Origin of the sequence: Microseira sp. BLCC-F43 (genome assembly GCF_041929235.1) — a bacterium.
Lineage (GTDB): Bacteria > Cyanobacteriota > Cyanobacteriia > Cyanobacteriales > Aerosakkonemataceae > Microseira.
On the sequence record NZ_JBHFNP010000342.1, the window covers coordinates 21,286 to 40,965 of the forward strand.

Sequence of the window (19,680 nt, forward strand, 5' to 3'; positions counted from 1 at the left end):
GCAAAACATGTCAAAATTAGAAGGAAAAAAGAATCATCAGGAAAAACCAATGTTGAAAATGAATGATGTATTACAAGTCATTGAACCAGAGGGAATTTTAGACGGTATTAAGGGAAATAAACTGCGTCGAGATGTTAGCGATATTGTGGACAAAGGCGTGGCAATAGTATTAGTAGATCTCCAGAAGGTATCGTTTATGGATAGTTCTGGTTTAGGGTCAATATTGTTAGCTTGCAAAACAGTACGGTCGGCTGGGGGTAAATTTTATATTTGCTCAATTAACGACCAAATCAGAATCTTGTTTGAATTGACTAAAATGGATCGGGTTTTAACCCCCTTTGCTAATCGAGAAGAGTTCAACAAAGCTATTCTGGAAACAGAATAAGAACCTAGAAACCCGGTATTTTAAAGCGAGGCAGATCCTCGCGCCTTTCGTTCCCAGGCTCTTGCCTGGGAACGAGATCAGAGAGGATCTGCCTCCGTTCGCGCCTTTCGTTCCCAGGCTCTTGCCTGGGAACGAGATCAGAGAGGATCTGCCTCAGTTCAGCGAATTGTTATAAACCCGCCCCTACTGCATTAGCCACCAAAGTTAACCCTTAACAAAGACAAATCATCATCAAAAGGTTGATGGCGATTCACATTGCGAATATGGTCTATGACTGACTCCAGATTAGAATTATTTGTCTTGGTCAGCGAGTCAATAAAAGCATCGATTCCCCAAATCTCGCCATTTGGTTGAGGTATTTCGTAAGCGCCATCGCTAAAAACGTACAAATTACTGCCAGGAGAGATATCTAAATAACCATCTTCATACTCGGTATCAGGTAAGAAGCCAATTGGTAAACCTGAAGATTCCAATCGTTTAACTTGGGTATTTTCAGATGTGCCGGATAAAAGTACTGCGGGTGGATGTCCGGCGTTGGCATAAATCAGTTTCCGATTAATTTGGTCGTAAACTCCGTACCAGATTGTGAAATACTTTTCGCCTTGGTTCTCCATCTGGAAGGCATTATTGAGGGACTTCAGGACATCGCTGGGTTGAAAAAAGTTAGTGTTAGGGAGGGATTGCGATCGCAAAACATTCAACACAGAAACCGACAGCAGCGCCGACCCGACTCCGTGTCCCGATACGTCCAACAAATACATGACTAAAAGGCTATCGTACAGCCAAAAATAATCAAAACAATCGCCCCCCAATCTTGCTGATGGAATGAACCGCGCCTCTGTGGTCACAGTTCCTTTCAACCGAGAGGGTAAAAGACGACGCACGTATTCCGCCGCCTCGTCTAATTCGGCTTGCAGCTTTTGATTTGCCCCCTCTAAAGCTTGCTTTTGGCTTTGCAAATCTTTGTATAGCTGATTTAACCGTAACCCAGCCCTTACTCTCGCCTTTAATTCATTCATTTCAATCGGTTTGGAAACAAAATCATCCGCCCCTGCATCGAGTCCTTTAATCCGATCTTCAACATTGCTGCGCGCCGTTAGCAAAATCAAAAAAGTCGTTGCCAATTCTCGAGTCGCTTTAATCTGGCGACACACTTCCAATCCATCCACTTCTTCCATCATCCAGTCGCAAATAATTAAAGCCGGATGGTGCTGTTTGGCTTGGGCAATTCCTGCTGCGCCATTGCTGGCTAAAATTACTTCATAACCCTGGTTTTGGAGATTTTTTTTTAAAATCAGTTGCAAGGTGGGATCGTCATCTATGATTAAAATTTTTACCATAAATCTTTTAAACTCTAAGTCACGCTATCGCAGAATCAAGTAATTATTTTAGTATAACTAAATATTTTTTTTTAACGAAGATTCTTTCATATTACAATTAAAAGAATAGAATAATTAGGTCAGCACAATGTTAAAAAAAATTAATCTTAAAGTCAAGACAGATCTAGGAGTGTGTGCAGAAGTATTGTCGTGGTTTGAGCAGTTGAATCAGCCGCCCATTCCCGATAAAGATACCTGGTATAAGTGTCAAACGCTGCTTTGGGAAGCCTTTACGAATATTGCCGAACACGCCCATAAAGATTTACCGCCAGAAACGCCAATTGATCTTGAAGCCACGCGGTTTGAACGGCATATAGAAATTCGGATTTGGTCTTATGGCCCCTCGTTTAACTTAAACCAGAAATTGCAAGAAATTCCCGAATTTGAAGACAATGACGACCAGCGAGGGCGGGGGTTGAAAATTATATCCATGTTAGCCGATAATTTTAGTTACGACCAAGTCAACGAGCGTAATTGTATGTTCATTTCCAAAGGTTATTAACGGTTTTGTAAATCAGCTTGAATGCGGTTGAAAATTTGTTCTAATTGTGCTAATAAATCCGTAGTTTCCTCTAGCTTTTGCCAGCGAGCCAATTGTTCTAATTTTTCTGCGGTTACCTGCATAGCAGTCGCGCCGATGTTGGCACTAGCACCTTTAATGTGATGGGTTTCTCGCTCAAACTGCTGGAAATTATTCGATGCGATCGCCCGTTTAATTCCCTCCAAATGAACTTGAGTATCTTCAACGAACATCTGCAACAATTCTAATTCAAATTCTTCGTTATTTTCAGATAGCTGATGCAAGTATTCCCAATCTATATCGGGTAAACTTGCCTCTGTTTCTTCATCCGAAATCCCTGCTTCTGTCGGTAAAATTGCGCGGCTAAACCGCTGTAAAAATTCAGCCAATTTTTCCTTAGAAATAGGCTTACTCAAATAATCATCCATCCCGGCATCGAGACATTTTTGTCGATCTTCTTGCCTCGCATTTGCCGTCATCGCGACAATTAAAGGGCGACGCCCGCCAGGGAAAGATTCTTCAGGACGGCGATTAATTTCTCGCGTAGTTTCAAAACCATCGAGAACCGGCATTTGACAATCCATCAAAATCAAATCGTAGGGGATTTTTTCAATCAGCTGCAAAACTTCTTCCCCATTCGCGGCGACATCGGCATCATAGCCCAAACCTTTCAGTTGCTTCAGCGCTACTTTTTGATTGACCAAATTATCTTCAGCAAGGAGAATTCTTAATTTGCAATTGGTAATTGGTAATTGGTAATTGGTAATTGGTAATTGGGCATCCGATATAATTCCAGGTTCTGTTTGGAATTCTAAAACATTTGTAATAGCCTTAAAAAGCCGGGATGGTTTAATCGGTTTAACCAAATAAGTCGCAAATCCTATCTTGATTGCACGCTGCGCTTCCTCCCTTTGATTCGTGGAGGCAAGCATAATCAGCGGCGTTTCAGCTAAAGTTAAATCTGCCTTAATTTCTGCTCCCAAAGTGACGCCATCAACTAGGGGCATTTGCAGGTCAATTAACGCCACATCATAGGGCATATTTTGGGCCCAAGCCGCGTGTAAAGCATTCAAAGCAGCCGCCGCACTATCCGCCTCATCGACTTGCATTCCCCAACGCGCCGCTTGATGGTAAACAACCTTGCGATTGGTGGCGTTATCATCTACAACTAACAACCGCCGCTGAGCAAGAATTTTTGGATTTTCAACAGCAGAAACAGCTTTAGGGAAAGTAACTGTAAACCAGAATTTAGAACCTTTGCCTAACTGACTTTCTAAGGCAATTTCTCCTCCCATTAAAGTAACCAACTCCTTGCAGATAGCCAACCCCAAACCCGTCCCGCCGTACTTGCGCGTTGTAGAAGCATCGACTTGAGTAAAAGGCGCAAAAAGTTTGCTTTGGTTTTCTGGGGCAATGCCAATTCCGGTATCCGTCACCGACAAGCAAATTGTAGCGCTACTAGCGGTTTCTGATAACAGTTCTGCTCGCAACACCACCTCTCCAACGCTGGTAAATTTAATCGCATTTCCAATTAGATTGGTGAGGATTTGTCGCAAGCGCCCCGCATCGCCTTGCAGTTGAATGGGAAGGTTTTGATACACTAAACCGGCAAGTTCCAATCCTTTAGCATGAGCTTGGGGAGCGAGTAAGTCTAATACTTCTTCAATGCAGATAGATAGGTCGAAATCTAAGATTTCTAAATCCATCTCGCCTGCTTCGAGTTTGGATAAGTCCAAGATTTCGTTAATTAAGCTTAAAAGCGCGTCCCCGCTGATGCGAATTGTTTCGACAAAATCTCGCTGTTCTGAGTCGAGATTAGTGTCTAATAATAACCCGGTCATTCCCAAAACCGCATTCATGGGGGTGCGAATTTCGTGACTCATATTCGCGAGAAATCGGGATTTAAATCGCGATGCTTCTAAAGCGGCTTCCCTTGCTTCTACTAACTCATTAATCGTGTCGGTAACCATCACAATCCCACCGACGCTGCCATCGGGATGACGCCAAGGTTCTATTGCCCAACGTAGATAAATTTTCGAGCCATCTTCCCGTTCAAATACATCTTCTGGCGATGCGATCGCTTCCCCTTTTAGCGCCCGTTGATAAATTTCTTTCCATCTATCCGGAATATCCGGTAAAACTTGATATTGACTCGAACCAATTATTACCATACCTTCCAGGTCATAATCGGTTAACCACTTATTACTGTGTGCCAAATAGCGCAAGTTTGTATCAAACATTGCCATAGCTACGGGGGCGCTGGCGATAATTTGTTGCAATTGCTGTCGCTCTCTTTCTAATGCTTCCTGTACCAACTTGCGCTCCGTAATATCCGTATCCGTCCCGGTCATGCGACACATTCTGCCTTCCCCGTCTTCAAATGCCGTGCCGCAAGAGAGAACCCACCGGATGCTGCCATTTTTATGCAGTCGCCGATGTTCTATTTCATACTGGAAGCTCTCGCCTACTAAATGAGCGTTGGTAGCCTCTAACACCAGTGGTAAATCTTCTGGATGCACAAGACTTCGCCACCCCTCCAAGGTGTTAGGAATATTCATATCTGTAAAGCCCAGCGCCGCTTTAATCGTGGGGTCGATATAGATTTCCCCCGTGAGAATATTCCAATCCCAGACGCCCACATTGCCCGCACTAATTGCCAGTTCGTAGCGTTCCTGACTCACCCGCAGCGCCTCTTGCGTCCGCATCCTTTCGGTTACGTCGTTGAGGGTGCCAGATGTGCCTAATATTACATTATTTTTATCCCGGAGCGGGCGGGCGTATACTTCCAGCCAGCGAAATTCGCCATCTTTTGTCAGATAGCGCACCTCGTGACGGCAGTATTCTTTTTTACCTTCAATCAAGGGGTGAAACAGCATTACGTGACGCGGGCGGTCATCGGGATGGATGCAATTAAACGAATCAGTGCCGATACTTTCATCGATGGAAAAGCCGGTAATTTCGGTCCAAGCGGGATTGAGAAATGTCCACAAACCTTGATTATCAGTTTGGAAAACAACCTCTCTGATATTGTTAACAACCGAGCGATATTTTTCTTCGCTTTCTTTGAGTGCGGCTTCTTTTTGCTTGCGATCGCTGATATCGCTGGCAATTGCCAAAAAACCCGTAATGTTATGTTCTGCGTCACGCAGCGCGCTGACCGATAACAATACTGGAAAGCGACTCCGATCTTTGCGGATATAAGACCATTCGCGTTCAATGCGTTCGCCATGTCGCGCTTGGGCTAAAATTGCTTCCAATCGGGAGTTTATCCCTTTCCCCCCTACTGCCGATAGTTCCTGTTTATCGTGAAAAAAAGCAAGGGTTTTTTTCCCCACTACTTCTGCTGGCGCATATCCCAACAATGCTTGAGCTGCTGGATTAAAAGTGCGGATAATTCCATCTACATCTGTGGAAATAATCGCGTAATTTGCACTCTCTAAAATCGCCTGCTGTAACCGCGTTGTTTCCCGCAGGTCTAATTCTGCCTGTTTGCGATCGATAAACTGCCCGATTTGAGTGCTAATCGCCGCCATAATTTTGAGTAACTCGGCATCGTGCAGTTGAATTTCACGGCTGAAAAATATCAGTATCCCTAAAATTCCATTCTCATCTTTGATTGGTAAACCAAAAGCACCGTGCAGTCCTAAATTAGCCGCCATTGGAGCGCGGAGAAAATAATCCTCCTCTACCACATCTACCACCCAAATTGGTTTACCCCCAGCCCAGATCCGACCGGGCAATCCCTCACCCATAGCAAAGCAGATCTGCCTGGTAACCACCTCAAACACTTCTCTTGGCTTTTTCAAAGCTTCATCTGCCAATAACGGCACGTGCCAAGTATGAATGCAACGCAGCAAATTCGACTGCCGATCTACGCCCCAAAGTTCGCCCCAATCCCATCCCAAGCTGAAGCACATCCCCTGTAAAATTTTGGGAATCGCCTCTGTAAACGTGTTAGATTCTGCCAATATGTAGGTGATTGTTTGCTGCGCCCGCAAACGCCGTTCTGCTTGCTTGCGTTGGGTGCGATCGATGCCAGTACTGATGATGTATTTAATCGATCCATCCTGATTCAGCAGCGCAGTGTTTGACCAGGCAATTAGTCGCCGTCTCCCATCCCTGGTGACCCAATAATTTTCGTATTCATTCGGCAAGTTACCGCTAGTCAGCGAGGCAAATACAGCTTTTACTGGATCGATTTCTTCAGGAATTAACAACAAATCCCAGAATTGCCGCTCCTTTACTTCCTCAAAGGAATAACCCGTTGTTTGCTCGCAAGCCCGGTTAAAGCGGATAATTTTTCCTTCAAGGTCTACAACTAAAACTAAAGCGCTGGCTGTATCCAAAATAGCGCTAATAAAATTCCGTTCTTGCTTGAGCGATGCTTCTGCTGCCTTGCGTTCGACAATCTCGCGATAGATCAGATAATACACGAAAGCCAGAATCAAAAAAGCCAGAACAATGCTGGTTGAAAAGGCGATAATTGTGTTTTTAGCACTCGATTTGGCGGATTTTTCTCGCTGGTTTAACAATGCCCGCTCCTGGGTTTGCAACTCCCTCACAATCGAGCGGATTTCCTCCATTAAGCTGGCGGGTTTATCTTTCTCCTTGCGGATAAACTTCAATGTCGATTCAAATCCTCGGTATTTCCGCAAGGTAATGGTTGTATCGATTAAGGTCAGCCTTTTTGCTACCAAAGGTTCTAGGATATCGAGTTTCCGCCTCGCTGCGGGATGATTAGCCGTTAACTGCCTCAGTTCCTTAATGTCTTGGTTGATGTGCGCGATCGCCTGGTTATAAGGTTCTAGATACGACTCTTCTCCAGTAATCACATAGCCCCGTTGACCAGTCTCGGCATTTGTAATCTCAGCAAGTATGTGTTCTAGCTTTTCTATCACCTGATGCGACTGTGCCGCCGACTTGCTAGTCTTGACGAGATCGACAATACTTCGAGATGAAACCACACCAATCAATATTAAAATAACCGACGCCAATCCAAACCCAGACCGAATGCGCTGGAAAAATTTCTTGCGCCTTTTTGTTGCCTGTTGTAGTTCTCTAGCCTTGCTTACTAGAGCGGCTACCTTCCGGCGAAATTGCAGTGGCTTGATAATTTGAAAAACCACAATTGTCAGATTTTAGATTTTAGATTTTAGAGTTTATATTTATTCAGGACTGACGCAAAGTTTCTAAATGTAGGGTGCTCTCTTCGAGCAGAGTACGGCACCGTTCTTATATGTAGCGTGCACCGTTCCACTATATTTATTGTAGAACCGTAACTCCTGAACTTCATATATGGTGGTGACGGTGCGTTACACTTCGTTAACGCACCCTACATTTCGAGACTTTGGGTAAATCCTGCTAGTTTTTCAGTTAAGAAACCCGGTTTTTTCAAAAAACCGGGTTTCTGATTCCAGCTTACAAACTTGACATCACTTCTCTCGCTGCTGCCAAGGTTTTGTCAATATCTTCCTCAGTATGAGCCAAAGAAGTAAACCCAGCTTCAAACTGCGACGGTGCCAAATAAATACCCCGTTCTAACATGCCGCGATGGAAACGGCTAAACTTTTGCAAATCCGACTTTTTGGCATCCTCGTAATTATGAACCGGGCCAGCAGTAAAGAACAAACCAAACATACCGCTGATTTGACCGCCGCAAGCATCGTGACCTGTTTCTTTGGCAACTTGCAGCAATCCATCCGCCAGCTTTTTGGTAATCCGATCCAAATACTCGTAAGTACCCGGTTTTTGCAATAATTCCAAGGTTTTGATCCCCGCCGTCATCGCCAGAGGATTGCCCGAAAGCGTCCCTGCTTGATACATTGGTCCAGCAGGTGCAACCATCGACATGATATCGCGCCGCCCGCCATAAGCTCCCACGGGCAACCCGCCGCCAATTATCTTACCTAACGTAGTCAAGTCGGGGGTAATGCCGAATTTTTCTTGGGCGCCGCCGTAGGCAATGCGAAAACCCGTCATCACTTCATCACATACCAGCAATGCGCCGTTTTCCTGAGTTATCACGCGCAAACCTTCCAAAAAGCCCGCATCGGGGGGAATAAACCCGGCGTTTCCTACTACGGGTTCCAAAATCACCCCGGAAATTTGGTCGGGATTTTCCGCAAATAGCGCTTTAACCGCTTCTAAGTCGTTGAAGGGTGCGGTGAGAGTGTTGCTCGTGGTAGATTTGGGGACGCCGGGGGAGTCGGGTAAACCCAGCGTCGCGACGCCGGAACCCGCCTTGACCAAAAACATATCGGCGTGACCGTGGTAGCACCCTTCAAATTTAATCACTTTGTCCCGTCCGGTGAAGGCGCGCATCAGACGCAGCACCGCCATGCAAGCTTCGGTACCGGAGTTGACAAACCGCACCATTTCGATGCTGGGAACGGCATCAATTACCATTTCTGCCAGCACGTTTTCCAGGGCGCAGGGTGCGCCGAAGCTAGTGCCTTTTTCGAGGGTTTCGTGCAACGCCTTGATCACATCAGGATGGGTGTGACCGCAAATCGCTGGCCCCCAGCTGCCTACATAATCGATGTATTGGTTGCCGTCCACATCCCAGATATAAGCGCCTTGGACGCGGTCAAACACGATGGGTTGTCCTCCCACCGATTTAAACGCTCTCACTGGCGAACTGACGCCACCGGGCATCAACTGCTGCGCTGCGGCAAAAATTTCTTCTGATTTAGTGGTGTTCAAGCTGGTGCTAATCAACGTTAACTCCTTAATTTATCCTTGCGCTCTTTGTTTGTGGTTAAAAGGTCTGTCTTAGGATAGTCGGAAGCTGCGATTTACCATAATAGACTGTTTAGTTATCCTATCTAGAATGCAATTACCATGCCGCTATACAAAACTAACCAAGATTTACCCACAGAAGTGCGAAGTCTCCTTTCTGAATCCGCTCAAGACCTCTACCGCGCTGCGTTTAACTGCGCCCTCCAATGGTACGGCGATGAGTCTAAAGCTCACAAGGTCGCCGCTTGTGCCGTCCGCATTCAGACTGTCAGTCTTAACAGCGTCATTACCCTCGATTCCGTTACAAAACCACAAATTGCTTAATCTTTTTTAACAAAAATTGACAGCAAGTTTCGCGACCAGGCGTTGAATCAGGGTGCATCTCGCAGTTTTTGGTAAGATGAAAACGCTGCTGTAGTAACAGAATTTATGCCCGCTGCGGAACCAACGCCTTTCAACTCTGCTATTCCCCTCGACCAAATTCGCTACGACGAACGGGGACTCGTCCCGGCAATTGTCCAAGATTATCTGGATGGTACGGTATTGATGATGGCTTGGATGAACCGCGAGTCGCTCTCCAAAACATTAGAAACAGGACGCACTTGGTTTTACAGTCGTTCTCGTGCCGAATTATGGCCTAAAGGGGAAACATCCGGGCACGTACAGAACGTGAAAAGTATCCGTTACGATTGCGACAGCGATGCTCTACTGATAACGGTCGAGCAAATCGGGGATATTGCTTGTCATACGGGGGAACGCAGTTGTTTTCATCAAGTAGATGGGCAAAAGATAGCACCGCCAGCAGATACATTGTCTCAGGTATTTGAAGTAATTTGCGCTCGCCGGGACAACCCTACAGAAAGTTCTTATACCTGCAAGTTATTTGAGGGCGGCGATAACAAGATATTGAAAAAAATTGGTGAAGAAACCGCCGAAGTGGTGATGGCGTTTAAGGATGATGATAAAGATGCGATCGCCAGCGAAGTTGCCGACTTATTTTATCACACCTTGGTCGCTTTAGCTCATCATGGCGTTGATGTGAAAGCAGTTTATCGTAAATTACAAGAACGCCGCCCCGCTAATAAATTTTTTAAGTAACAATGGCTAATTGCTAATTGCTAATTGCTAATGGGAATATTTCCCGTCTCTACCATTAGCTATTAGCTCGTTCCCTGGATCTAGCTCGTTCTAGCTCGTTCCCAGGCTCCTTTAGCTCGTTCCCAGGCTCCTGCCTGGGAATGAAGATTTTCAGGCTCCTGCCTGAAAATTATAAGTTTTATCCCTCCCCTTTGACCATCCAAACTAATATTCCCAGAATTGGCTCGACTGGAGGTAGAGAATAATCTATCAAATCAATGGTAACGGTTTGTCCCTCTAGTTTCATAAATTTCCAAGCCGTACCGCTGCTAACGCTGCCGTAAATTGTACGAATAGGCGCATTATTTTCTTGATTAAATTTTTGGGCGGCTACCATTTCCGCCACGCACTGTCCAACTCCCGACTTAAGATCGGCTTTTTTCGCTTCTACAATAATTACCGCAGGTGCTTCAATAATCATTTGTTCGGGAGATCGACTTAACAGAAAATCGCCGACTCCAGTCAATCCTACCGAGGAATCTACGTTGAATTATTCGCCGGAAAATAAGCTAATTTGTCGATTTAATATTTGGCGTACTTATAGTAAAATCGGGCTAATAATCAATTCAGAACGGGCTTTTTCCGAACCCGTCGCACCGCATCAGGGAATACTTTCTGAAAGAAATTCAGCGAGGGATGAACTCGTTGCGATCTCTGGAATCTCTGGCAGGAATCGTTCGGTTTCAACTAGCGTTAAGTTAAACTCATGTTTGACTCAAGCAAAAGAAGTCTATTTGTTTATTTTAGCATTTTTATTTCTAGAAACCCGACTTCACAAGAGAAGTCGGGTTTCTGGTTTTAATTGTGATTTAACAAAATTCGGTCGAGATATTGCAAAATTCCAATTGTGACGATTATGCTCAAGGCTAAAAATAGCCAGAAACCATAAACAATTGAACGGTTTTGATCCATTGCGTAGCCGCCCAAAGTAGGGCCAATAGCGTAGCCAGCAGCCCAACATAGGGAATTAATCGCAAGATAGACGCCGCGCAGGTCAACGGGTGCGATATCGGCGACGAGGGCAGAAGCGGAAGGGGTGTAAGATACAGTAGCAACTGCGAAGGCTCCCATCCCTAAAATCGCCCATGCTAAATGCCCTTTTGCAGCCACCCCCGTCACCCAAATTAAAATAAATCCTATCGCCCACAATAAGGCAGATACGCATAACGCTTGCGGGTGACTGAAGCGCCTTAAAGCACGGGAGGCGGGAATTAAACCCAAAATTGCTACAATCATCTGCCAGGTAAAAAGCGCACTAATTATTGGGGCAGAAAAACCCGTATTCGCGACAAATTTACTGAAATAGAGCGGTAAAGTACTCTGGATTTGGGAAACGTAGGTAGTAAAGATAACATTGACCAAGACGAAAACAACAAGGCGGCGATCGCGCAGTGCAGCCACCCAACCTTGCATAGAATTAAGAAGACGCGGGGACGCGGAGAAGGGGAGACGCGGAGCTTGAGAAGAATCAAGCTCCGCGTTAGTCTGCTCTGATTGATGCGTCAACTTTTCAGGTGGAGTTCCAATCCCCATGGAAAAAACTCCCCCCGTCCCCGCGTCAGAGCCTCCCCGCGTCTCTTCTGGAATACCTTTTGTTTCTTCCCTGTTTGGGGATGGTCGATAGGTTTCTTGAATGGCTAAATAAACTACAGCAAAGAACGCGACAAACGAAATCGCATCAATGATAAACAACAACCGATAAGTTCCCGAACTCCCAATTAACGCACCCCCTAAAACCACCCCAATTCCCAATCCCAGATTATCTGCCAACCGCGTCACGGCATAAGCTTCGCGGCGCTGTTCTCCCTCAGTTAAATCGGCAACCACTGCTTCCGTAGCAGGCCAATATAAACCAGTGCCAAAACCGCTCAGTAAATTTCCCAAAACCAAGGTAGAAAAATTGACAGTAATCGCCAACACCAAGGAAGCGACGGCAGAAATAGCAGATGAAAGTAATAGCGTGGGACGCCGTCCCCACTTGGGAGAGTCAGAAAACAAACCGCCGAGAATGCGTCCGGCGATGCCAGAAATAGAAGCGCTGCCCAACGCTAAACCAACCTCAGTTGCAGATAGTCCTACTTGGTTGACAAAAAAGATGGGAGCATAAAACAAAGTAAAACCCGTGCCAATTTCCGAGAGGAAGCGACCCAAGGCGAGAATCCGAACTTGCGGATTGAGTTGCGGTAACCAAGAAAACATTAAGGGGGAGAAAGAGGGAACAAACATAGTTTAGGCGCAGTCACAGGTCGGGGGAAAGTAGGGTGACGGTTTTACCAATTTATTTGATTTTCCTCATCTTCTTAATATTCAATATCTCCCTCATCTGATATCCTAGTTGGGCGATAACGAAAATTTTCTGCAAGCTGTTGCTCTAAATTCCACCAAAAAGTCGATTGGTCAAGCTTATGAACCGCCTTCACACAACTATCGCCATTTTGGGATTCACCGCCGCACTGGGTAGCATCGATGCGGCTGCTTTTGCTCAGTCAACTCGCCCCGAAACAGGAACAACGCCAGCAGCCCAAACAAAACCCAAACCGTCAACCAGACAGGCGCAACCAACGCAACCGGAAAATCGACCTGCACCAGCGGCAGATAAACCGAAACCAGCTAATACGCCAACCGAAGCCACAGAAGAACAGCCGACTCCAGCGGCAGATCAACCAAAGCCAGCTAATACGCCAACCGAAGCCACAGAAGAACAGCCGACTCCAGCGGCAGATCAACCAAAGCCAGCTAATACGCCCACCCAAGCCACAGAAGAACAGCCGACTCCAGCGGCAGATCAACCGAAACCAGCTAATACGCCCACCGAAGCCACAGAAGAACAGCCCACTCCAGCGGCAGATCAACCAAAGCCAGCTAATACGCCAACCGAAGCCACAGAAGAACAGCCGACTCCAGCGGCAGATCAACCAAAGCCAGCCACCCCAACCGAAACGCAAACGACGGCGATGCAGATCTACAATCGCGGGTTGGAAAAGGCAAAGCAAGGCAATTATAACGGAGCGATCGCAGATTACACCGAAGTAATTAAGCTCCAGCCAGATATGGCGGATGCCTACCTGCAACGCGCGATTGCATACTATTTCCTCAAAGACTATCCCAAAGCGATCGCCGATACCACCGAAGCGATTAAGCTCAAACCGGATATGGCAGACGCCCACCACTATCGGGGAGTTGCCCGCTACTTCCAAAAAGATTTTCCAGGAGCGATTGCCGACAGCACCGAGGCAATCAGGCTCAATCCGAATAACGCCCAAGCTTATATCAACCGGGGTAACGCCTACGACGACCTCAAGGATCATAATAAAGCGATCGCCGATTACAACGAAGCCATCCGCCTCGAACCTAAAAACGAAAGGGCATACTACAATCGCGGCATAGCCTATAACCGACTCGACAAGCACCAAGACGCAATTCGCGATTACACCCAGGCAATTGCGATCAAAGCCGACTACGGGGAAGCCTTCTTCAACCGGGGCGTTACCTATTTCAGACTGGGAAACAGACAGGAAGCAATTAAAGATTTCGAGCGCGCCGTAGCATTATTTCAACAACAAGGCAATACAACTGCTGTCACCAATGCCCGGAATGCCCTCGCCGCCGTCAGAGGTAATCAGCCGCGTCGGCGGTAAGAATTTTGGATTTCTCGTTCCTAGACTCCTGCCTGGGAATGTGGATGTTCTCGTTCCCAGACTCCTGCCTGGGAATGTCGTTCCCAGACTCCTGCCTGGGAATGTGGATTTTGGATTTTAAATTTTAGATTAGGTAATGGGTGATAAGTCGTCGGTTATGGCTAATAGGTCATGAGAAAAACCAATTAGCAATTACCCATTACCCATTACCAATCACCCTAACTAAATCCAAAATCCTTTCATCCAAAGAGGTTGCAGTGGCTAAATTTTTATTCGTAACAGACCTAGATCATACCCTCGTAGGCGACGACGCAGCGCTAAAAGAACTCAATCTGCGGTTGCAAGACTCAGCGCAGAAGCACGGCACTAAGATTGTTTATATCACCGGGCGATCGCTCACCCTCTATCGCCAACTCGCCACCGAAAAGCACCTGCTGACACCCGATGCCCTCGTCACCTCAGTCGGTACCGAAATTTACTATAACTCCAATGACCCAGTTCCCGATCCCGCTTGGTCTGAACAACTCTCCCCAGGATGGGATCGGGATTTGGTAGCCGCCACCTGCGCCCATTTTGCCGATTTAGTTCCCCAACCCGACACCGAACAGCGACCCTTCAAAGTCAGCTATTTTCTGGCTGAGGAAGCCGCTATAGAAGTCTTACCAAGGTTAGAGACACTGTTACAAGAACGCGGTTTAAACACCCGGTTGGTGTACAGTAGCAGCAAAGACCTGGACATTCTACCCAAACGCGGCAACAAAGGTTTGGCAATGGAGTTTTTGCGCCACAAATGGGAATTTGACACCACCCAAACCGTCGCCTGCGGCGATTCCGGCAACGACATCGCCTTGTTTAGTATGGGCAAAGAACGAGGTATTATTGTAGGAAATGCTCAGCCAGAACTTTTACAATGGTACGAAATCAACCCTGCCGATCATATATACTTAGCTAATGCTCATTGTGCGGCGGGAATTTTGGAAGGTTTGTACTACTTTAGCTTTCTGGGCAAAGATTGAACAGGGGAATGTCAGATTTCAGATTTGAGATTTCAGATTGAATTAAATTGATTAGGACTTACGCAAAGAAACTAAGGTGATATGAAAAATCGTTGGTTTGGGAACCTGAGATCAAGGTCGAAACCGGGTTTCTGGCCTCGACCTGCGTAAGTCCTGTTGATGTAGGGGCGGGTTTTACAAACAATAAGTGGCTCAAATAGACCAACTATATAAACCCGCCCCGTATTGATGCGATCTCTATGCCGCCGAACATAAAGAAACTTTGGTGATCTGAAAAATATAGGTCGAAACCGGGTTTCTGAAAAAGCCAAGATCGCTGTTGTTGCATTTTCCGAAAAAGTAACCTTCTACATCTTATACAGCGGTTTTCAATCGGGTGCAACACAACACTGTAGGGACACGGCATCAGTAAGTTTTGTCACCAAATCAAAGTTTTTCCCATGCCGTGTCCCTACCACTGCATCAGTAAGTTTTGTCACCAAATCAAAGTTTTTCCCATGCCGTGTCCCTACCACAGCATCAGTAAGTTTTGTCACCAAATCAAAGTTTTTCGGATGCCGTGTCCCTGACGCGGCATCAGTAAGTTTTGTCACCTACTCAAATAGGACTTACGCACCACGATCTGATCGCCAAAGTTTCTGCGTATATCTCTGATTGCCAAACCGACGATTTTTCATAGAAACTTTGGTGTTTGCGTAAGTCCTGTCAAAGTTTTTCTTTAGCCTTAGTCCCTCACCCCGTTGATTCGACTGAAAATGGCTATAAATTTGAAATCGGCAATTAGCTCATGCTTAGCTATCTCAAAGGAACAGTAGCAGCCATCCAAACCACCAGCAACCATCGCGTCACCCTGGTATTAGAAGTAAATCAAATCGGGTACGAACTGCAAATACCCCCGCGTCTAGTGCAGCAATTACCGGGGGTAGGAGAGTCAACGCAAGTCTTCACCCACTTGCAAGTCAAAGAAGACCAAATGGTGCTGTATGGTTTTGGCAGTGCAGCGGAGAGGGATTTGTTTCGCCGTTTGATTAGTGTCAGCGGAATTGGTGCAGCATTAGCGATCGCGCTTTTAGACACCCTGAGTCTGCCAGAATTAGTTCAAGCTATTGTTACCGGAAACACCCGCGCCTTAACTAAAACTCCCGGTGTCGGTGCCAAAACAGCAGAACGCATTGCCTTAGAATTGAAAACCAAGCTAGCCGAATGGCGTAATTTTAACAAGCTGGATACCCTAAAATCTGGTCAACCAGCACCAGCGATTTTAGAAGATGTAGAAATGACGCTGCTAGCACTCGGATATAGCAGCGGCGAGGTGGCACAAGCAATACAAGCTGTGAGCCAAGATGCTGTAGCAGCCAAAAGCACAAATCCTGAAGATTGGATCAGAAGTGCGATTACCTGGCTCAGCAGCCAGTAATGTTTTTGCTCTCAGATTTCGGCTTTAGTTCGCGCCTGGTAATCATACCATGCCGAGCGTAAATCTTTGCCGTGGTAATGTCCAAAGCTGAGTTGGTTCAAATCGCGATGGTACAGATGCGTCGCGTAAGTTCCATTACTCAGCTTATGCAGGACGACTGATGAGTTGCAGTCGTTGGGATCGATCCAAACAGCGATGGGGTTTAAAAAATCCATGTTTTCTCCTTTGTTCGCAAATAGCCAGCGGGGTTGGCAATGTGCTAAGTCATAACTCTGTTTATTGCTATACAAAAATTGTGCAGATTTTGTGCAGATCCCACTTGCTGCGAGCAATCCATCAGCCGGGATGTAGTGGTAGTGAAAAGCACTAATGCCCCCTGGGGGATGGGTGGCGCGATTCGCGCTCCGCGATAGCTTCGCGCCAGCGTGCCGCAGGCATATCGCCCAGCTAAACCAGTAATATCTACATAGCACCAGCCTAGGTTTCCGGATATGTTGATAGCTTTTTCCCCAATCGCGTTTATCTTTTTGTTCCTAATTTTTCATAAAAATGATAGTTTGCACCTTTCAATCTTATCCGCTTGAATATATTAATATTAAAATAGTTTACACAAAAAATATTTTGACAAAAAATCCATGGCGCGATTATTTATAGGCGATTTGGAGGCGAAAAAAAATTCTGACTAAAAATGGTCTTTATCGGCTCAAGCGCTCGGCATTGAATACCAGAGAGACAGGGAGTGTATTGCTGCGTGACGATTAGCAAGCAAATCTAATAACGTAAGTTGCTAGTTACATCGAGCTAAAGAAACTTTGGTGATCTGAAAAATCGTGGGTTTGACCGCGAGAAATCTATGAAGAAACCGGGTTTCTGACGCCAAAGAAACCGGGTTTCTGACTGCTGACGGCAAAAGCCTGTTAATCCAATTACCAATTACCAATTACCAATGACCACCGCCAAAACTTATAACTAACCCAAGTTGCTAGTTATAACTATCGTGGGTTGCTCTCATTGCTAATTGCAAGCTTGCTAATTGGTGATGGGAATATTTTTCGGTTCTACCAGCCATTAGCTATTAGCCATTAGCCTGTCTTCAGCGCTAAAAAGATAACTAGCAACTTGCGTTAACTAGCAACTTGAGTTAATAACTTACCATTTCAGTTTGGTTAGCCGTCATCTATCCTAGGGTTGCTATATCCTAATTACATTTCTTCCTGAAGAAAGAGGTGACCCGCAGCAAGATTATTTCTTGTGACCGATACTACAGCCGAGTTAGAAAGCGGAAAATACTGTTGTCGGCATACTATACCTAAAAATCAGATGTCACCCACAGCTCATAAGACAAGCCAAACACCTACTAAAACAAGCAAAACACCTAGTAAGACAAGTACCATCGAATTTGCGTTATTTGCTCCCTATAACAAAGGAGCGGCCTTAATCGGTTCTTTCTGTGACTGGAAAGAAATACCGATGAAAAAAGGCAAGGATGGTTATTTCCGCACAGAGGTCGAATTAGAAGATGGAGTTTACGACTATAAATTCAAAGTTCAATCATTATCCTGGTTTTTTGAACCCGACCAATGGGTAGATGTCATAGACCCCTATGCCACAGACGTAGACGAAAGCAAAGGCGTCGGCACAGTTAGAATCAAAGACGGCAAAAAAATTGTCGATACCTATGTTTGGAAACACGACGATAAACCGCTACCCCCAGACCATCAATTAGTGATTTATGAATTGCACGTAGCCGACTTTACCGGCGGCGAAGATGACCCTAACCCTCGTGGAAAATACAAGCACGTCATCGAGAAATTAGACTATATCTGCGAACTCGGTATCAACGCCATTGAACTGATGCCAGTCAAAGAATATCCGGGTGATTATAGCTGGGGATATAACCCCCGCTATTTTTTTGCTACGGAAACCAGCTATGGCACAACGGCAGAATTAAAAGAATTAATTGACGAGTGCCATGCCAGGGGAATTCGCGTCATCATGGACGGGATTTATAACCACTCAGAAGCATCTTGTCCCCTCACCCAAATTGACCACGATTATTGGTATCACCACTCACCACGCGACCCCGATAACAACTGGGGGCCAGAATTTAACTACGAACATTTCGATGAAAAATTGCAAACCTATCCAGCGCGGAAATTTATTGGCGATACCGTGCGTTTTTGGATTGAAGAATATCACATCGACGGCATTCGGTACGACGCCGCGCGGCAAATTGCCAATTACGACTTCATGCACTGGATTGTCCAAGAAGCCAAAAAAACAGCGGGAATGAAGCCGTTTTATAACATCGCCGAACACATTCCCGAAACTACCAGCATCACTAATATTGATGGACCGATGGATGGTTGTTGGCACGACAGTTTCCGCCACACCGTTACCGTACACATCTGCGGCGATACCTTCGATTTAGAGCAGCTTAAAGATGTAATTGATTGCAAGCGCCAAGGTTTTATGGGCGCTACCAATGTGGTTAATTACATCACAAACCACGACCACGATCGCTTGATGGTAGAATTGGGCAATCGGAATATCTTTGATGCCGAAGCTTTTAAGCGCGCTAAGTTGGGAGCGGTTATTTTAATGACAGCTGTCGGCGTACCAATGTTGTGGATGGGACAAGCGATCGCAGAATACAAACCAAAAACCCCCGACCCCGCCAAAATCGATTGGACTCTGCTAGAAAATGACCTAAATCGCGGTTTGTTTGAATACTACAAAGGCTTAATTCATCTGCGGAAAAACAATCACGCACTTTACACTGAAAATATTAACTTTTTCCACGAAAATGCTGATGCGAAAGTCATTGCATATACTCGCTGGAATGATGAAGGTTCCCGCGTCGTGGTCATCGCCAATTTCTCAGGTAATTATCTGGCTGGGTATACTGTTCCTAACTTCCCAGCGGATGGAACTTGGCACGAATGGACTCACGATTTTGATGTAGAAGCTGGAAACAGTCAAATCATGATTGATTTGCCAGAATACGAAGCGAAAGTTTTAGTTTGGCAGTAAGTTTTCCCTAGAAAAACCAGGTTTTTAACCTTCAGGTGCGTTACGCTATGGCTAACGCACCCTACATATGGTTTCATCGTGGGTTACCCTATCGCTAGATATGGTTTCATCGTGGGTTACCCTATCGCTAGATATGGTTTCATCGTGGGTTACCCTATCGCTAACGCACCCTACATATGGTAATTGTAGGGTGCGTTAACGAAGTGTAACGCACCATTCTCCCTATATGTCGTATCAATGTAACTATAAAAACCCAGTTTTTATAGTTACAAAACTGTCGGAATTTCCTTCAAATAAACCCTCGTAAACGGTTCGCCTTCTCCCAGAGTATACTGTTCGATCAACCCCTTGCGTCGAATCGAAATATTATTTCCCTCGCGCACAACAACTGTGGAATCGTCGATAATATCTCGCGCC

At 45.7% G+C, this 19,680-nt stretch carries 15 protein-coding genes; 8 read left to right on the plus strand and 7 right to left on the minus strand.

The annotated features are described in order from the left end of the window. Window positions 1-7: 7 nt before the first annotated feature. Entirely contained in the window at window positions 8-385 is a 378-nt protein-coding gene (locus ACE1CM_RS44860) for an STAS domain-containing protein (protein ID WP_374886005.1), read from the plus strand. 191 nt (window positions 386-576) lie between these two features. On the opposite strand, the gene ACE1CM_RS44865 is transcribed toward ACE1CM_RS44860, so the two are convergent. After that, entirely contained in the window at window positions 577-1,725 is a 1,149-nt protein-coding gene (locus tag ACE1CM_RS44865; protein WP_374886006.1) for a PP2C family protein-serine/threonine phosphatase, read from the minus strand. A gap of 127 nt (window positions 1,726-1,852) precedes the next feature. Between ACE1CM_RS44865 and ACE1CM_RS44870 the strand changes: the two genes are divergently transcribed. Continuing rightward, window positions 1,853-2,266: an ATP-binding protein gene (locus ACE1CM_RS44870; RefSeq protein ID WP_374886008.1), complete on the plus strand. Its 414-nt coding sequence runs from the start codon at window positions 1,853-1,855 to the stop codon at window positions 2,264-2,266. Here ACE1CM_RS44870 and ACE1CM_RS44875 read toward each other — a convergent pair. Together ACE1CM_RS44875 and hemL are read right to left on the minus strand one after the other, a co-directional pair. Continuing rightward, window positions 2,263-7,410, minus strand: coding sequence for a PAS domain S-box protein (locus tag ACE1CM_RS44875; RefSeq protein ID WP_374886009.1), 5,148 nt, complete (start codon window positions 7,408-7,410; stop codon window positions 2,263-2,265). The genes ACE1CM_RS44870 and ACE1CM_RS44875 overlap by 4 nt on opposite strands. 292 nt (window positions 7,411-7,702) lie before the next feature. Then, complete coding sequence (hemL, locus tag ACE1CM_RS44880; RefSeq protein ID WP_374886011.1) at window positions 7,703-9,001, minus strand: glutamate-1-semialdehyde 2,1-aminomutase; 1,299 nt, start codon at window positions 8,999-9,001, stop codon at window positions 7,703-7,705. A 123-nt stretch (window positions 9,002-9,124) separates the two neighbouring features. On the opposite strand from hemL, the gene ACE1CM_RS44885 reads away from it, so the two are divergent. Further along, window positions 9,125-9,346, plus strand: coding sequence for a ChaB family protein (locus ACE1CM_RS44885; protein WP_374886013.1), 222 nt, complete (start codon window positions 9,125-9,127; stop codon window positions 9,344-9,346). 105 nt (window positions 9,347-9,451) lie between these two features. Next, window positions 9,452-10,120, plus strand: a complete 669-nt coding sequence (hisIE, locus tag ACE1CM_RS44890; protein WP_374886015.1) for a bifunctional phosphoribosyl-AMP cyclohydrolase/phosphoribosyl-ATP diphosphatase HisIE — start codon at window positions 9,452-9,454, stop codon at window positions 10,118-10,120. Window positions 10,121-10,298: 178 nt separating this feature from the next. Here hisIE and ACE1CM_RS44895 read toward each other — a convergent pair whose 3' ends face one another. Together ACE1CM_RS44895 and ACE1CM_RS44900 are read right to left on the minus strand one after the other, a co-directional pair. Further along, complete coding sequence (locus ACE1CM_RS44895) at window positions 10,299-10,580, minus strand: hypothetical protein (protein ID WP_374886017.1); 282 nt, start codon at window positions 10,578-10,580, stop codon at window positions 10,299-10,301. 377 nt (window positions 10,581-10,957) lie between these two features. Continuing rightward, complete coding sequence (locus tag ACE1CM_RS44900; RefSeq protein ID WP_374886018.1) at window positions 10,958-12,385, minus strand: MFS transporter; 1,428 nt, start codon at window positions 12,383-12,385, stop codon at window positions 10,958-10,960. Window positions 12,386-12,564: 179 nt separating this feature from the next. Here ACE1CM_RS44900 and ACE1CM_RS44905 point away from each other — a divergent pair, with 179 nt between their 5' ends. Both ACE1CM_RS44905 and ACE1CM_RS44910 read left to right on the plus strand, forming a co-directional pair. Next, window positions 12,565-13,797 (plus strand): tetratricopeptide repeat protein, encoded by a 1,233-nt coding sequence (locus ACE1CM_RS44905; RefSeq protein ID WP_374886019.1) that lies wholly within the window; start codon window positions 12,565-12,567, stop codon window positions 13,795-13,797. Window positions 13,798-14,054: 257 nt separating this feature from the next. Continuing rightward, window positions 14,055-14,813 carry a sucrose-phosphate phosphatase gene (locus tag ACE1CM_RS44910; RefSeq protein WP_374886020.1) on the plus strand — a complete coding sequence of 253 codons (759 nt, stop codon included), beginning with the start codon at window positions 14,055-14,057 and terminating at the stop codon, window positions 14,811-14,813. A gap of 368 nt (window positions 14,814-15,181) precedes the next feature. Here the strand turns inward: ACE1CM_RS44910 and ACE1CM_RS44915 are convergent, their stop codons facing one another. After that, entirely contained in the window at window positions 15,182-15,406 is a 225-nt protein-coding gene (locus ACE1CM_RS44915; RefSeq protein WP_374886021.1) for a hypothetical protein, read from the minus strand. 194 nt (window positions 15,407-15,600) lie between these two features. On the opposite strand from ACE1CM_RS44915, the gene ruvA reads away from it, so the two are divergent. Next, window positions 15,601-16,230: a Holliday junction branch migration protein RuvA gene (ruvA, locus tag ACE1CM_RS44920; protein WP_374886023.1), complete on the plus strand. Its 630-nt coding sequence runs from the start codon at window positions 15,601-15,603 to the stop codon at window positions 16,228-16,230. Window positions 16,231-16,241: 11 nt separating this feature from the next. On the opposite strand, the gene ACE1CM_RS44925 is transcribed toward ruvA, so the two are convergent. Continuing rightward, window positions 16,242-16,445 (minus strand): hypothetical protein, encoded by a 204-nt coding sequence (locus tag ACE1CM_RS44925; protein WP_374886024.1) that lies wholly within the window; start codon window positions 16,443-16,445, stop codon window positions 16,242-16,244. 1,036 nt (window positions 16,446-17,481) lie between these two features. Between ACE1CM_RS44925 and ACE1CM_RS44930 the strand changes: the two genes are divergently transcribed. Beyond that, complete coding sequence (locus tag ACE1CM_RS44930) at window positions 17,482-19,263, plus strand: alpha-amylase family glycosyl hydrolase (RefSeq protein ID WP_374886025.1); 1,782 nt, start codon at window positions 17,482-17,484, stop codon at window positions 19,261-19,263. Window positions 19,264-19,680 lie beyond the last annotated feature (417 nt).